We start from the raw sequence: 15,010 nt of genomic DNA on the forward strand, positions 1-15,010 counted from the left end.
ATGAAACTGACAGATCAAACCATCCTGCCCGTGCCCCCTGGAGCCGCATGGCGTGCATTGAACGACCCCGTCGTACTCGAAGCATGTCTGCCCGGCTGCAAAGCGCTGAAGAGGCTTGACGACCTGCATTTCGAATCGACCGTGCAGATTCGCGTCGGCCCGATGTCGGCGACCTTCAAAAGCAACGTCGAATTGTCGGATCTCGATCCGCCCCGGGCCTATACGATTGCCGGTATGGGCAGTGCGGGTGCGCTGGGTTTTGCCAAAGTCACGGCGCGCCTGCAACTTGAAGCGCAGGGCGATACGACCGTGCTGGTGTACGACGCTGACGTCGAAATTGGCGGGAAGCTGATGAGCGTGGGCTCGCGCCTGATCCAGTCCGCCGCGAGCAAGAATCTCGACGAGTTCTTCAGCGCGCTGAAGGCGCACGTCGAAAGCCACGCGGTCTGACGGCGCCGCGCTGTGACAGAGTACCGATCGAAACAGAGGGAATCATGCTGGTAGAAATGCGTACGTATCAGATAACGGCAGGAAAGGCGGGCGAGTTCCTGGACATCTACGAGCGCGAAGGGCTCGGCATCATCAGTCAGTACGCCCGCCTCAAGGGTTGCTGGACGAAGGACTCAGGCACGTTGAACTCGATCGTGTTCTGCTGGGGCTACGAGGACTACGCGCATCGGGCCGCGCAGCGCACGAAACTCGCAGCCGATCCACGCTGGCAAGCTTTCACGCCGCGCATCCTGCCGTATCTCGTCCATCAGGAGTCGGTGTTTCTGTCGCCAGTGCCGTTTTGCCCGATGGACTGAGGTGACTGACGAATTTCCCGCCCGCGCGACCGATCGACGTACCTGCCGTTTGGCGGTCCGCTTGTGAGGTGGCGGGCTGACTTTTTATGACGAATCAGAAAGGACTATTGATGACACACTTTACTTTCACTCCCGGAGCCGTCGCTGTCGTGACAGGCGGCGCTGCCGGCATTGGACTCGCTGTTGCGAAGCGGTTCGCGCAGCTTGGGCTTCGCGTGTGCATTGCGGATCTGGGTGAGGACCGTCTGGCGCACGCGAAGCAGGCGATTGCCAGCGTGGCTGCTGAAGGCGCGAAGGATGTACTGGCCGTCGAGACGGACGTCAGCCGCCTTGAAGACGTGGTCCGGCTCGAAGCGGCGGTTCGGGATCGCTTCGGCGGCACGGATATCCTCATGAACAATGCGGGGATTCAACCGGGTAGCGCCATGTTCGGAGCGGCCGCTAACTGGGAGCGGGTGCTCGACGTCAACCTGTGGGGTGTCATCCGTGGCACTCAGACCTTCGTGCCCGCGATGATCGCGCGCGGACGCCCGGGCCTCGTCATTAACACCGGTTCGAAGCAGGGCACCACGACACCGCCCGGCGACCCGGCTTATAACGTCTCCAAGGCCGGCCTGAAGGCGTTTACCGAAGCACTGCAGCACGAGTTGCGCAATACGCCAGGCTGCCGGATCAGCGCGCATTTGCTGATCCCTGGCTTTGTGTTTACGGAGCTTGCCGCTCGAGGTCGTACCGAGAAGCCGGCCGCTGCCTGGACGCCCGAGCAGACTGTCGATTTCATGATCGAGCGACTGGGTGCCGGCGATTTCTACATTTTGTGCCCCGACAACGACGTGCCTCGCTCCCTCGACGAGCGACGCATCCTTTGGGCTGCGGGAGACATTGTAGAGAATCGCCCGGCGCTGTCGCGCTGGCATCCGGATTACGAGCAGGCGTTCGCAGCGTATATCCAGAAGAACGACTGACTTGCCCGCCCCGCAAATCGTAAGTGGAAGATGGGAAATGGTAGAGATTCCAAGGTGGCGACAGAGCGAAACCTATCCCGATCCGTCGGTGGAGGTCCTCGATCCGCGCTTTCTGAAATATCGCATTACCAATGCCGCAGTGGAGCGCCTTGCGACTGGAATGCGCTTTGGTGAAGGGCCCGTGTGGTTCGGCGACGGTCGCTACCTTCTATGGAGCGATATTCCGAACAACCGCATCATGCGATGGGATGAAGAAACCGGTGCGGTTGCGGTGTTTCGCAGGCCGTCGGGTTTCGCCAACGGCAACACGCGTGACCGCCAGGGGCGGTTGATCACCTGCGAGCATGGCAACCGCCGGGTGACGCGCACCGAGTACAACGGCATCCTGACCATTCTCATGGACCGTTTCGACGGCAAGCGGCTCAACTCGCCCAATGACGTCGTCGTCAAGAGCGACGACAGCATCTGGTTCACTGACCCGACCTTTGGAATTCTGAGTGATTATGGGGGTGTCAGGGGGGTGGCCGAACTGCCAACCCAGGTCTACCGCCTGGACCCGCGCTCCGGCGAAGCAGAGATCGTCGCTGGCGACATCGCCGATCCGAACGGCCTTTGTTTTTCGCCGGATGAAAGCCGCCTCTACATTGTCGAGTCCGGGTCCACGCCAAGACGCATCCGGGCGTACGACGTCGAGGATGGCCGACGCCTCGTCAACGGCCGCATCTTTGTCGACGGCGGCGAGCACGGCGCGCCGGATGGCTTCCGCTGCGACACGGACGGCAACCTGTGGGCCGGCTGGGGTACAGGACCGACGTTGAACGGCGTGATGGTGTTCGCACCGGACGGCGAGGCCATCGGCCGCATCGCGCTGCCTGAACGCTGTGCGAACCTGTGCTTTGGCGGCGCTGCGCACAACCGCCTGTTCATGGCCGCCGGCCAGTCGCTCTACGCGCTTTACGTGGATGCCAAGGCGGCCGTCCCAACATGAGCCATGTGTTGAGGCAGCCAGCTTCAGCATTGCGACTGCCCTCGATGCTCATCGACGACGAATGGCGTCCACTTGCGATGCCCGTGACCACCTCGTCAATCAAGAATCTGTTCGATCTGCCGCCCCATTACAACGTCTACTCGGCGCTCGATTGAAACGCTCGGTGTTTGTTGTCGGTCGCTGTCATGGTCTTGTCATTCCGGTCGGGTGAAATGAATTCGCAGTCGTGCATGGTAGAGCACGGGCCGTGATGAACCCATTACGGTCGTGCTCGCGGAATCGGCCGGTTGGATCTTTCCCTAAACATCTAGACGTTTAGACGAAGGCACCACTAGCCAGCGCTTTCTGGGCCGGCAGGAAACGCCCAGGAAGCACGAGCGCCGAGATCGCAAACGCAACAGCACGACTCATCGCTTCGAATCACAACTAACGCTGCGTCGAACAGCAGCACGCTAAAGCGGACACACGTACGGAGCATGTCGATGCTGATCAGGAACGCTCGCGTCGTCACGCGGGACGAGGAATTTACGGGAACCTTGCGGATTGAAAACGGCGTCATTGTCGACCTTGAACGGGGCACGACGTCGGCGGCCGAAGCCGAAGACTGGGACGGTGACTATCTGTTGCCGGGCCTGGTCGAACTACACACAGACAATCTCGAGAAGCATCTGGCGCCGCGGCCGGGCGTGAGATGGAATATCGACGCGGCGTTTGTGATTCATGACGCACAGGTGGCCGCGGCGGGCATCACAACCGTATTCGATTCGCTCAGGATCGGCGCGCGTTCGGACGTCGACATGCACAGCCGGGATCTTCAGACGCAGTGCGTGGAGGCACTCGCGCGCCTGTCCGCGTGCGAGTTGCTGCGTGCCGAGCATTTCCTCCACCTGCGCTGCGAAATCGCCGCCCCCGACGTCGTGAATGTATTCGATTCACTGTGCACGCATCCATTGCTGCGGCTCGCTTCGGTGATGGATCACACGCCGGGCCAGCGCCAATGGCACGATCGGGATCAATGGCGTCGCTGGCAGGAACGGCACGGCAAATTGACCGACGAACACTTCGCCGCAGTGATTGCTGAGCTTTCAGACGGACAGGAACGTTTCGCCGACCGGCACCGTCGCGAGATCGTTGCGCGCTGCATGGAGCTCGGCGTGCCGCTGGCGAGCCACGACGACACCGTAATCGAGCATGTTGAACAGGCAGCGGCCGAAGGCATCGTCCTGGCGGAATTCCCAACCACCCGCATCGCCGCGCAAGCCGCACGCGAACACGGCATCGCAACGATTATGGGCGCGCCCAACGTCGTAAGAGGCGGATCGCACTCGGGCAACGTCTCGGCAATCGAACTTGCGCAAGCCGGACTGCTCGACATCCTGTCATCGGACTACGTGCCCTCGAGCCTGTTGACCGCCGCCTTCGAACTGGTCGGCAAGGCCGGCTGGACGCTGCCGCGCGCGATGGCAACGGTATCCGCGGAACCCGCGCGCGCAGTGGGGTTGGACGACCGCGGCGCCATCGCCCCCGGTTTGCGTGCCGACTTTGTGCGCGTGCGGATGCACGATGCGCTGCCTGTGCCTCGCGCGACATATCGGGCAGGCGAGCGCGTTGTCTGATGCCCGGAACAAAGCAATCCGTTGTTGAGTCGCCTGGTCTGTACGAAACATAAATTGAGGAAAATATGAAGGTCTGCAAAATTTTATCTGCCGCGGCTCTGGCCGTGAGTTTTGTCTCCGTTACGGCACATGCAGCTGGTACGTGTCCGAACGATGGCGTGGTTCGCTTTGGTGTCGAACCATACGAATCGGCCCAGCGCATGCTGCCGGTCTATACGGATCTCGCCAAGATGATTGGCGACAAGCTCGGCTGCACGGTGCAACTCTACGTCGCGACCAGCTATAACGCCGAGATCGAGGCAATGCGCAACAACAAGCTCGAATTCGGCGAATTCGGTCCCCTCGGCTACGTGCTCGCGCACCAGGTCGCGCACGCTGAAGCCGTCGCCACGTTCGCCGGCGAGCAGGGCAAGCCGGCCACTTACTACGCCTCCATCGTCACGTGGCCCGGCTCGGGCATCAAGACGCTGGGCGACACCAAGGGTCGCTCGTTCGCTTACGCCGATCCGGCGTCGACGTCCGGCCATCTGTTTCCCGCCTTCGGTCTGAGCAAGAACGGCATCGATCCGGACAAGGGCGTAAAAGCGGTCTACGCGGGCAGCCACACGGCGTCGTTCGAGGCGCTGCGCAACCACAAGGTCGAAGCGGGGGAGCTGAACAGCGAAGAAATCGCCAGCGCCAAGCTACACAACGAATTCGATCCTGCGGCTTACGTGACGCTGTGGCGATCGGAACCGATTCCGCTCGACCCGCTGGCCGTGCGCGGCGACTTGCCGGCGGATTTCAAGGCCCGTCTGGCCAGTGTGCTGAGTTCGCTGGATCTACGCCAATTGCCGGAAGCCGATCAGAAGTTCCTGGCATCGAACCAGAATCCGGAGCTGAAGACGGTGCCGCAAACGGACACCGCTTATAACCAGATCCGCGATCTGGTTTCGACTCTTCACATCGACCTGGCAAAACTGTGAGCACTCTGTCCAGCACCTCGGGTGGCGTCCCGATAGATTCGGCGAGCCGGTTTTCAGCCGGCGCGTCGAGCCTACCCGGGACAGCACTGCATACGACGCGTGGGCCCGGCGTAAAGCTGGCTGTCCGTGATCTGACGATGCGTTACGCAAATGGCCACACTGCGCTGCGCGGCATGAATGTGTCGGTCCACGCCGGTGAGCTGGTCGTGGTGCTGGGCAGCAATGGCAGCGGCAAGTCGACCTTCATGAAGTGCGTGGTCGGGCTGAATCGGCCGACCGCCGGGTCGGTCGAGGTGGCTGGGCGCGATCTCGCCGCACTGTCCGGCAAAGCTTTGCGTGAGGCGCGTCTGCCGCTTGCGTTGATCTCGCAGAACGCCAATCTCGTGAAGCGGCGCAGCGTGCTGGCGAACGTCTGCTGCGGCGCGCTCGGCCGACACCGGACGCTGTCAACCGCGCTGGGCCAGGTGCCTCGCGAGGAGATCGATCCGGCGCTGTCCTATCTGGACGAGGTCGGCTTGCTGCATCTGGCGCGCCAGCGCGCCGGCACGCTTTCGGGCGGACAGGCGCAGCGCGTGGCGGTGGCCCGTGCGCTGGCCCAACGTCCTCACGTCTTGCTCGCCGACGAGCCGGTCGCCAGTCTGGACCCCGAAGCGGCTGACGAAGTCATGCGGCTGCTGCGCCGCCTCGCCGACGACGACGGTCTCGCGGTGGTGTGCGTACTGCACCAGCCCGAACTGGCGACGAGATATGCCGACCGACTGATCGGTCTGCGCGGCGGCCTGCTTGAATTCGATCGGACGGCGTCGGCCGTCTCCCGTCAACAGATCGCGCGCCTTTATTTGGCCGAGGCGTCATGAGCAAGGTTCTTGAAATGCGCGCATCGACGGGCTCGTCGGGCGGCCGGACCATCTGGTCGGTGTGTGCCGCCGTCGTGCTGTTCGCGCTGTTTGTGCAGGCGTGGATCGTCGTCCAGGCCCGTCCGCAGGATCTGGTTACCGGTGCCCACGGTATGGTCGACATTATTTCGCGCGCCGTGCCGCCGGCGTTCGATCAGTTCGTCCCGAACTTGTGGCCGGTTCTCGAAACGATTGACCTGGCGATTTTCGGCACGGTGTTCGGGGTGCTGCTCGCCTTTCCGCTGTCGATTCTGGCGGCCGCGAATGTCACACCGGCGCTGCCCCTGTACTACGCCGCGCGCGCGCTGATCGGCGTCACCCGGGCAGTGCCCGATCTGGTCTGGGCACTGTTGTTCGTCACGGCGGTCGGGCTGGGGCCGTTTCCGGGCGCACTTGCGCTTGCGGTCCATTCGGTCGGCATGCTTGGGCGGCTGTTCGCGGAAGTAATCGAAGACATGGATATGGGCCCCGTCGAAGCGTTGACGCTGACCGGTGCAGGGCGCCTGCAGGTGTTAAGCCATGCTGTCGTGCCGGGCGTGTTGCCCTCGCTGCTCGGCATTGGGCTGTTCCGCTTCGACGAAAACCTGCGCTCGTCGCTCGTGCTCGGCTTTGTCGGAGCAGGCGGAATCGGCTTCCAGTTGCTGACCGCAATGAACCTGTTCCAGTACCAGACGGTGTCGTTCCTGTTGATCGCCACTTTCGTCCTGGTCGTCTGTGCCGAACGCGTCTCCGCTTACCTGCGCAGCCGTGTCACCTGAACGCGGGCCGCTCACCTGCGTCGGCGTCGCTCTTCATGCCCCGACGCGATCGTCACGGGAAGTGCGCAGCCGGCGGCCCAAGGCTCTCCTCATCATTGAAGCACGAGAATCGATATGTTGATCAATCATGGCGTCGGCGTCGATCCGTGGGCGCTCGGTCGCGTTCTGTCGGAGCATCCGGAAATCCATCCAACGGCGGTAGTTCGCGCCAGCGACTTTGGCCGTTACACCTATCTCGGTCCGCGCAGCCATGTCGCCGAATCCGTCATCGGCGACTACGGCTATGCGATGGGTGACAATCAGATCGCCCACGCACTCATTGGCAAGTTCGCCAATATCGCCACCGGCGTACGCATCAACCCGCCCAATCATCCTTCGTGGCGTGCGACCCACCATCACTTTACCTATCGCTCCCGATCGTACGGATTGTCTCTCGACGACGACGCTGACATCTTCCAGTGGCGGGCGCAGGAGCCAGTCGAGGTGGGTCACGACGTGTGGCTCGGCCACGATGCCATCATCATGCCCGGCGTGACGATCGGCACTGGCGCCGCGGTCGGCTCAGGAGCCGTTGTGACCAAGGACGTACCGCCGTTCGCCATCGTCGTCGGGGTGCCGGCGCGGGTGCTGCGTTTTCGCGTCGACGCGCGCACCTCGGAGCGCATGCAGCAGATAGCCTGGTGGGACTGGAGCGCCGAGCGCATTGACGCGGCATTGGCTGATTTTCGTGGGCTCACGGCGGCCGAGTTCGTGGAGAAGTACGACGGGTAAAAGTGCATGAATGGCCAAGCGGCCGTTTCTCCGCGACGGGCGGAGCCTTGCACGCCCCTAATGGTGCGTTGACCAGACGAGGGTGCCAACTGTCCTCGCCTCAATCACCTGGTCTCGACGTGCCCGTCTCTATGGATGTGTCACGTGGAATTCCCAGGTTAGATCCTTCAAATTAACGGAACAGTCTCATATGGAATTTCGCCAACTTGGCCGCTGCGGCCTCAAGGTTTCGACGCTGACGCTTGGGACGATGCTGTTCGGCGATCCGACCGACGAAGCAACCGCGGCACGCATCGTCGACCAGGCGCATGAACAAGGCGTCAACTCGATCGATACCGCCGACGTCTACGCTGGTGGTGAATCGGAGCGTGTCGTCGGGCGTTGCATTGCCGCCCGGCGCGATCGCTGGGTGCTGGCGACCAAATTTGCCAGTCCATTCGGCGATGGTGACGTCAATGCGCGCGGCGCGTCGCGCAAACACATGGTGCGAGCCGTTGAGGCCAGCCTCAAGCGCCTGAAGACGGACTATATCGATCTGCTTTACCTCCACGCTGAAGATCACGACACGCCGGTCGATGAAACGGTGCGCGCGCTAAATGATCTGGTCCAGGCCGGCAAATTGCGCTACTACGGCCTGTCGAACCATCGCGCATGGAAGATCGCCGAATTCAGTCACACCGCCCAGGCACTGGGTCTCGCTGCCCCGGTAGCCAGTCAGCCGCTCTACAACCTCGCGAATCGGCAGGCCGAGGCCGAGCAGCTGACAGCCGCGCACCGTTATGGCCTCGGCGTGATTTCGTACAGCCCACTCGCCCGTGGCGTGCTGACCGGCAAGTATGAATTGGGCGTAACGCCCCCGGCGGATACGCGGGCAGGGCGCGGCGACCGCCGCTTGCAGCAGGCCGAATGGCGGCCCGAGTCATTGGAGCTGGCACGGCGCGTTCGCGAGCATGCAGAGGCGCGTGGATTGAGTGCGGGGCAATTCGCCCTCGCGTGGGTGCTCAACAGTAGCTATATCAGTTCGACCATCGCCGGACCACGCACCGTGGCGCAATGGGACGATTATCTACCGGCCCTGAGCTATCGCCTGAGCGCCGAAGACGAAGACTTCGTCGACTCGCTCGTCACGACGGGTCACCCTTCGACGCCCGGGTTCAATGATCCCAAGCATCTTTTCTTTGGGCGGATTCCCCGTCACGGTTCGTAAGCCGGACACGCGCAGGAGAATCTCCAGAGTCGCGGCATTCCGAAGCGGTTCCGCCACATCGGACTGCTACGCGTGCTATCGACAGCGCGCGCAACCGGGTCACCCTCCCGGTTGCGCCCTGTGCAGGCCTTCAATTTGCGCCGTGCGCCATCGTTGTCGCGACGAGTGCCGGCGTAGCAGCCACTTGGGCGAGTTCATCGCTCGACCATCCGCCGCCCAGTGCATGCAGCAGTTGCACGTTGGCACTTAGCTGGCGTGTCTGGATATCGAGCACGCTGCGTCGTGCTTCGAGTGCGACGGTCTGCGCCTGCACGACATCGAGATAACCTACAGTGCCTTGGCGATATTGGCGCAGCGCCAGATCGACCGAGTATTGCGCGGCATTCGCGGCATCCTTTTGCTCGCCAAGCGCGGTGCCGAGATACGACAGCAGCGAAAGGTTGTCCTCGACCTGCTGGAATGCCGACAGAACCACGCTGCGGTAGCGGTCTCCGGCTTCCTCGGTTGCCGCCTTCGCGGCGTCGAGCTGCGCACGACGGTAACCGCCGTCGAAGACGTATTGCACGAGCTGCGGGCCAATCGCCCAGAATAGATTGGGCGCGCTAACCAGTCCAGCATAGGCGGCGCTTTGCACACCACCCTGCAAGCTCAGCGTGATGTCCGGGAAATAGGCCGCGCGCGCGACACCAATCTTTGCGTTGGCCTCGGCAACCCGGCGTTCCGCTGCTGCGACGTCGGGGCGACGTTGCAGCAGCGTCGAGGGCAGGCCGGTCGGAATCGCCGGCAACGCGATGGCGGCAGTCTGCTGCGGCAGGCTGAATTCGGACGCGGAAGTGCCGACCAGCACGGCAATCGCGTGTTCGATGAGCGCTCGTTGCGCGAGATTCTGCGACAACTGGGACTTCGCCGACGACAATTGCGTTTGAGCCCGCGAAACGTCGAGGCCCGCTACGATGCCGCTGTCATGCAGCGTCTGCGTGAGTTGCAGCGCTTTCGCATACGCCATGACCGTCTCGTTCAGCAGCTCGGTCTGCTGGTCGAGGCCCCGCAAACTGATGTAATTGTCCGCGAGTGCCACTTGCAGGCTCAGTTTCACCGAAGCCAGATCGGCTTTGGTCGCCTGAGCCTCATCCTTGCCGGCCACCACGGAGTCACGCACGCGGCCCCACAGGTCGAGGTCGTAATTGACTTCGGCGCCGAGCGTGACGGAGTTGTAGTCGTTCGGGCCGCCCACGCGCAACGGCCGGTTGTCGGACTGGCGAACGCGCTGCGGCACCGCGCTTGCGCTGATGGTCGGATACAGTCCCGACGCGACCTGCGCGACGAAAGCCTGCGCTTGCGCATAGTGCGCGTACGCGGCGCGCAGATCGGTGTTGTTGGCCAGCAGACGCGCTTCGAGATCGTCGAGTTGCGCGTCGCCATATATTTTCCACCAGCCGTTGCGATCTATCCGGTCGGCAGGCTGAGCGGCGGTCCAGGGACCAACGGTTTTGTATTGCGCCGCTATCGGCGCCGAAGGCACCTGATATTGCGGCGCGAGCGAGCAGGCGGAGAGCGCCAGGACGCCCGTTAAAAGCGCGACCCGTCCAGGCTTAACCATGTGCGGCCGCCTTCCTGACAGTGGCCGGCGCAACCTGCACGCTGTCGCCGTCGGCGAGTCCATCGGGCGGCGTATCGATCACGCGATCGCTGGCGGCGAGTCCCGAGCCGATCTCCACCGAATCGCCCAGATCGCGGTCGATCTTCACCTGCTTGAACAGTACGTGGCCGTTCGCACCGAGCGTGGCGACCACGACGCCGCGGCTATCGAACACGAGCGCGCTAGCCGGCACCCGAAGTGAATCGGCGGACGCGGGCAACGTGAATTTCAGGCTGGCGAAACCGCCCGGCAGCAGCTTGCCGTTGGCATTGTCGACCAGCAACTGCACGAGCGTCGTCCCCGAACTCGAATTGACGGAGTCTGCCGCTGCAATCACGCGCGCGGTGAACTGCTGGTCGGCGTACTCGGGAACGGTCAAGGTCGCGGTCGTGCCATCGTGGATCGCCGGTGCGTAGTTCTGCGGTACCTGAACATACACACGCAACTGCTTGACCTCGGAGACCGCGAACAGCTCCTGGCCGACGCCGCCGCTACCGGCGTTCACCAGCGCGCCAACGTCGGTGTCGCGCGCGGTCACCACGCCGTCGAACGGCGCGACGATCCGCGCGAAGGCCTTCGTAGCGACGAGGCGATCGACGTTGGCCTTCGCGGCCGCCACGATCGCCTCCTTCGCGGTGTAATCGGCAGTGTGCTGATCGACGTCCTGCTGAGCCACGGAATCGGTGCCTCTTAGCGCCTCCCAGCGCTTCGCCGTCGTACCGGCTACGACGGCATTCGCCTGCGCGCTCTGCAGATCGGCGCGTGCCTGAAGGAGCTGCTGGTCAAGCTCTGGTGTTTCGATTTCGGCGAGCACCTGACCCGCCTTGACCGGCGCGCCAATATCGACGTTCCATGATTTCAGGTAGCCGCTGACCTGCGCGAAAATCGGCGCCCGTGTAAACGCTTCGAGCCGGCCCGGCAGTTGCAGTGAAGGGCCGTTGGGATCGCGCATGGGCTGGATCAGACTGACTGTCGGTATGGCCTGAGCCTCCGTCCAGGTTTTCAGCTTGCGGGCGTCGACAGCCCGCAGCGCGACACCGCCAACGACGATGCCTAGGGCGATCAGCAGGCCGATCACGCCCGCGATCCGGAGCGGACGGCGCGGCGGCGTGTGAGTGGGAAAAGCGGATTCAGACGACATAGGTAGGAGCTCCCGGGACGGATGCTGGGGTCGCCGCGCGCCCGGGGCGCGCGTGAACGATACAGAAGATGACGGGGACCAGGAACAGCGAAGCCGCGGTGGCAAACATCAAACCGCCGATCACCGCGCGGCCGAGCGGCGCGTTTTGCTCACCGCCTTCGCCGAGGGCGAGCGCCATCGGCGCCATGCCGATGATCATGGACAGCGCGGTCATGAGTACCGGGCGAAAGCGCGTAAAGCCCGCTTCGAGCGCCGCCTTGAACGGATCGCCATGGACGGCAAGACGTTCGCGGCAGAAGCTGACCACCAGAATCGAATTGGCGGTCGCCACCCCCATGCACATGATCGCGCCAGTGAGTGCGGGTACGGACAGCGTCGTGTGCGTCGCGAACAGCATCCAGACGATACCCGCCAACGCCGCCGGCAATGCGCTCACAATCACGAACGGATCGGCCCACGACTGGAAATTGACGACGATCAGCAGATAGATCAGCACCACTGCGCCAAGCAGGCCGAACAACATGCCGGCAAAGGCGCTGTTCATCGTCTGCACCTGACCCAGCAGCGCGACGTTCGAGCCCTTCGGCAAGGTGCTGGCGTTCTGGTGCACGATGCGCTGGATATCGGCCGACACCGCGCCGAGATCGCGGTCCTGGGTGGTCGCGAAGATCTCGACCATGGGCTGGATGTTGTATTGGCTGACGACTTCGTTGCTGGTGGAGCGCTCGACCGTTGCCAGACCGCCGAGGATCTGGGCGGTGCTTCCGCCGCTGGCGGTGATCGGCAGATTTTGCAATGCTGCCAGTGAATCGAGACTGTATTGCGGCGTTTGCATCACGATCGGATACGACACGCCGTTCGCATTGTTCAGCCAGTACGTGGGCGCCACCTGGCTCGAACCCGCGAGGTTCACCACCATGCTGTTGGTCACGTCGCGCTCGGTGATGCCGAGCAGCTGTGCACGCGTGCGGTCGACATCGACGTTGAAGGTGGGATTGCCGTGCGACTGCGCGATCCGTGCATCGACCACGCCGGGCACGTCGCGGACCGCGCGCAGCAGACGGTCTGCATACGCGTAGTCGGCGTTCAGGTTGTTGCCGCGGATCTGCAGGTCGATCGGCGCCGGCGAGCCGAAGTTAAGGATCTGGCCGATGATATCCGCCGGTGGGAAAGAGAACGTGACCCCCGGGAATTCCCGCGGCAATCTTTCACGCATCATGCGGACATACTCGTCGGTCGGGCGATGCCCTTCGTTCAGCGCAATCTGGATGTCGCCGTCCTGCGAACCGACCGTCCCGGTGTTGTTGTACGCGGTATTGATGCCGCTGACCGGCAGACCCATATTGTCGACCACCGTGCCGAGATCGGACCGCGGGATGATCTGGCGGATCGCGCCTTCGACATTCGCGAATATCTGCGCGGTCTTTTCGACGCGAACCCCGACTGGTGCGCGCACATGCATCAGGATCTGCCCCGCATCGACCGCCGGGAAGAAGTCGCGGCCGAGCAAGGGCGCGAGGGCGAACGAGAGCGCGACGAAGCCGAGGAAGCAACTGACGAACGGACGCCGATGGTTCAGCGCGAGTTCGAGTAACCCGCGATACCCGCCACGCACCTTTTCAAAGCGCGCTTCGAAGCCGCGCTGGAAGCGTCCGAGCGGACCCGGACGCTGCGCCTCATCGGCATGCTCACCCTGCGCATGCGGTTTCAGCAGGTATTTGGCCATTGTCGGCACGAGGGTTCTCGAGAGGATGAACGACGAGATCATCGCGAAAATGACGGCCTCCGCCATCGGCACGAACAGGAAGCGCGCCACGCCGTTCAGGAAGAACATCGGCACGAACACGATGCAGATGCACAGCAGGGAAACGAACGCGGGTGTGACGATCTGCGCGGCACCATCGAGGATAGCGGTCTCCACCTCCTTGCCGTGCTCGAGGTGCCAGTTGATGTTCTCGATCGTCACGGTCGCATCGTCGACAAGAATCCCCACCGCTAACGCGAGACCGCCGAGCGTCATGATGTTCAAGGTTTCGCCTAGTGCGGAGAGCGTGGCGATCGAGCCGAGAATGGCCAGTGGGATCGAGGTTGCGATGATGATCGTCGAACGCCAGCTGCCGAGGAACAGCAGAATCATCAGGCTGGTGAGCACGGCCGCGATCACGCCTTCACGTGCCACACCGGTGATGGCTGCGCGCACGAAGATCGACTGGTCGCCGATCGGTTCGACATTCAGGTTATCGGGCCACGACGCTTTCCCGTTGGCGATTTGCTGCTTGATGCCGGAGATGATCCCTAGCGTCGAAACCGAGCCGTTCTTGAGTACCGACATCAGCACCGAGCGCCGGCCGTTCACATGGACGATATTGGTTTGCGGCGGACTGCCGTCGCGAACATTCGCAATGTCACGAATAGTGACCGTCGTGCCATTGGTGGCCTTGACCGGTAGATCGCCCAGGGCCTTGATTTCCGAGGGCGCATTGTTGAGTTGCAGCGTGTATTCGTAGTCGCCGATCTTTTCCGTGCCGACTGGCGTGATCAGGTTCTGACCCGCCAGCGCATTGGCGACGTCCTGCGCGGACAAACCGCGCGCCTGCAGTGCCGCAGGATCAATGTCGATCTGCACCTGGCGCGTCTTGCCACCGAACGGGTAGGGAACCGACGCACCGGCGACAGTCGTTAGCATGGGACGCACCGCATTCAGACCGAGGTCGCCCAGCCTCTGCTCGGACAGCCCCTTGCCCGATAGCGCCAACTGGATGATTGGCACGGTCGACGCGTTGTAATTGAGGATCAGCGGCGGCGTAGTGCCCGCGGGCAACTGCCGCAACTGAGTCTGCGCGACCGCGGTTACTTGCGCGTTCGCCGTGCTGATATTCACGCCCGGCTGGAAGAAGATCTTGATGATCCCGAAACCGGCGACCGATTCCGCCTCGATGTGTTCGACATCGTTCACGGTGGTAGTCAGCGTGCGTTCGAATGGCGACGTGATCCGGCCGACCATCTGGTCGGGCGGCAGCCCCGTGTATTGCCACACCACGCTGATCACCGGGATTCTGATATCGGGGAAAATGTCGGTGGGCGTCTTCATTGCCGACAGTGGCCCGATGATGAGGATGAAGATTGCCAGGACGACGAAAGTGTAGGGTCGTCGGAGCGCGATACGAACTAGACCGAGCATGAGAATTCCAGGGCTTGGGGGAAACGCAAGAGCATCTTGCAGAGATCTGGCACAGGAAGATGTTCGCAACGAGGATG

14 protein-coding genes are annotated in these 15,010 nt (G+C 62.9%); 11 read left to right on the forward strand and 3 right to left on the reverse strand.

Annotation, left to right across the window (positions count from 1 at the left end):
- From OKW28_RS17235 to OKW28_RS17285, 11 genes are all read left to right on the forward strand, one after another.
- Positions 1-450, forward strand: coding sequence for a CoxG family protein (locus OKW28_RS17235; protein WP_429447526.1), 450 nt, complete (start codon positions 1-3; stop codon positions 448-450).
- A gap of 44 nt (positions 451-494) precedes the next feature.
- Positions 495-806, forward strand: coding sequence for an NIPSNAP family protein (locus OKW28_RS17240; protein ID WP_429447528.1), 312 nt, complete (start codon positions 495-497; stop codon positions 804-806).
- A gap of 110 nt (positions 807-916) precedes the next feature.
- On the forward strand, positions 917-1,771 hold the full coding sequence (locus tag OKW28_RS17245; RefSeq protein ID WP_429447530.1) for an SDR family NAD(P)-dependent oxidoreductase: 855 nt from the start codon (positions 917-919) through the stop codon (positions 1,769-1,771).
- 37 nt (positions 1,772-1,808) lie between these two features.
- On the forward strand, positions 1,809-2,759 hold the full coding sequence (locus OKW28_RS17250; protein ID WP_429447531.1) for an SMP-30/gluconolactonase/LRE family protein: 951 nt from the start codon (positions 1,809-1,811) through the stop codon (positions 2,757-2,759).
- Positions 2,756-2,914: a hypothetical protein gene (locus OKW28_RS17255; protein ID WP_429447533.1), complete on the forward strand. Its 159-nt coding sequence runs from the start codon at positions 2,756-2,758 to the stop codon at positions 2,912-2,914. The genes OKW28_RS17250 and OKW28_RS17255 overlap by 4 nt, the downstream gene beginning before the upstream one ends.
- Before the next feature lie 327 nt (positions 2,915-3,241).
- The gene (locus OKW28_RS17260; RefSeq protein WP_429447535.1) at positions 3,242-4,375 is read left to right on the forward strand and encodes an alpha-D-ribose 1-methylphosphonate 5-triphosphate diphosphatase; all 1,134 of its coding nucleotides are present in this window, start codon (positions 3,242-3,244) and stop codon (positions 4,373-4,375) included.
- A 65-nt stretch (positions 4,376-4,440) separates the two neighbouring features.
- A complete protein-coding gene (locus tag OKW28_RS17265; RefSeq protein ID WP_429447537.1) occupies positions 4,441-5,340 on the forward strand; it encodes a phosphate/phosphite/phosphonate ABC transporter substrate-binding protein in 900 nt (299 codons plus the stop codon).
- Positions 5,341-5,513: 173 nt separating this feature from the next.
- Positions 5,514-6,197, forward strand: coding sequence for a phosphonate ABC transporter ATP-binding protein (locus tag OKW28_RS17270; protein WP_429447539.1), 684 nt, complete (start codon positions 5,514-5,516; stop codon positions 6,195-6,197).
- Complete coding sequence (phnE, locus tag OKW28_RS17275) at positions 6,194-6,994, forward strand: phosphonate ABC transporter, permease protein PhnE (protein WP_429447541.1); 801 nt, start codon at positions 6,194-6,196, stop codon at positions 6,992-6,994. The genes OKW28_RS17270 and phnE overlap by 4 nt, the downstream gene beginning before the upstream one ends.
- A 114-nt stretch (positions 6,995-7,108) precedes the next feature.
- Positions 7,109-7,765, forward strand: coding sequence for a DapH/DapD/GlmU-related protein (locus OKW28_RS17280; protein WP_429447543.1), 657 nt, complete (start codon positions 7,109-7,111; stop codon positions 7,763-7,765).
- 190 nt (positions 7,766-7,955) lie between these two features.
- Positions 7,956-8,972, forward strand: coding sequence for an aldo/keto reductase (locus tag OKW28_RS17285; protein ID WP_429448752.1), 1,017 nt, complete (start codon positions 7,956-7,958; stop codon positions 8,970-8,972).
- Between the two features lie 130 nt (positions 8,973-9,102).
- On the opposite strand, the gene OKW28_RS17290 is transcribed toward OKW28_RS17285, so the two are convergent.
- From OKW28_RS17290 to OKW28_RS17300, 3 genes are read right to left on the reverse strand one after another with little or no spacing between them, the layout of a single operon-like run.
- The gene (locus tag OKW28_RS17290) at positions 9,103-10,572 is read right to left on the reverse strand and encodes an efflux transporter outer membrane subunit (RefSeq protein ID WP_429447545.1); all 1,470 of its coding nucleotides are present in this window, start codon (positions 10,570-10,572) and stop codon (positions 9,103-9,105) included.
- Positions 10,565-11,752, reverse strand: a complete 1,188-nt coding sequence (locus tag OKW28_RS17295) for an efflux RND transporter periplasmic adaptor subunit (RefSeq protein ID WP_429447547.1) — start codon at positions 11,750-11,752, stop codon at positions 10,565-10,567. Before OKW28_RS17295 ends, OKW28_RS17290 begins: the two co-directional genes overlap by 8 nt.
- Positions 11,742-14,933, reverse strand: a complete 3,192-nt coding sequence (locus OKW28_RS17300) for an efflux RND transporter permease subunit (RefSeq protein WP_429447549.1) — start codon at positions 14,931-14,933, stop codon at positions 11,742-11,744. Before OKW28_RS17300 ends, OKW28_RS17295 begins: the two co-directional genes overlap by 11 nt.
- Between the last annotated feature and the right edge of the window lie 77 nt (positions 14,934-15,010).

The organism is Paraburkholderia sp. 40 (assembly GCF_050434105.1).
In the GTDB taxonomy this organism is placed as follows: Bacteria; Pseudomonadota; Gammaproteobacteria; order Burkholderiales; family Burkholderiaceae; genus Paraburkholderia; species Paraburkholderia tuberum.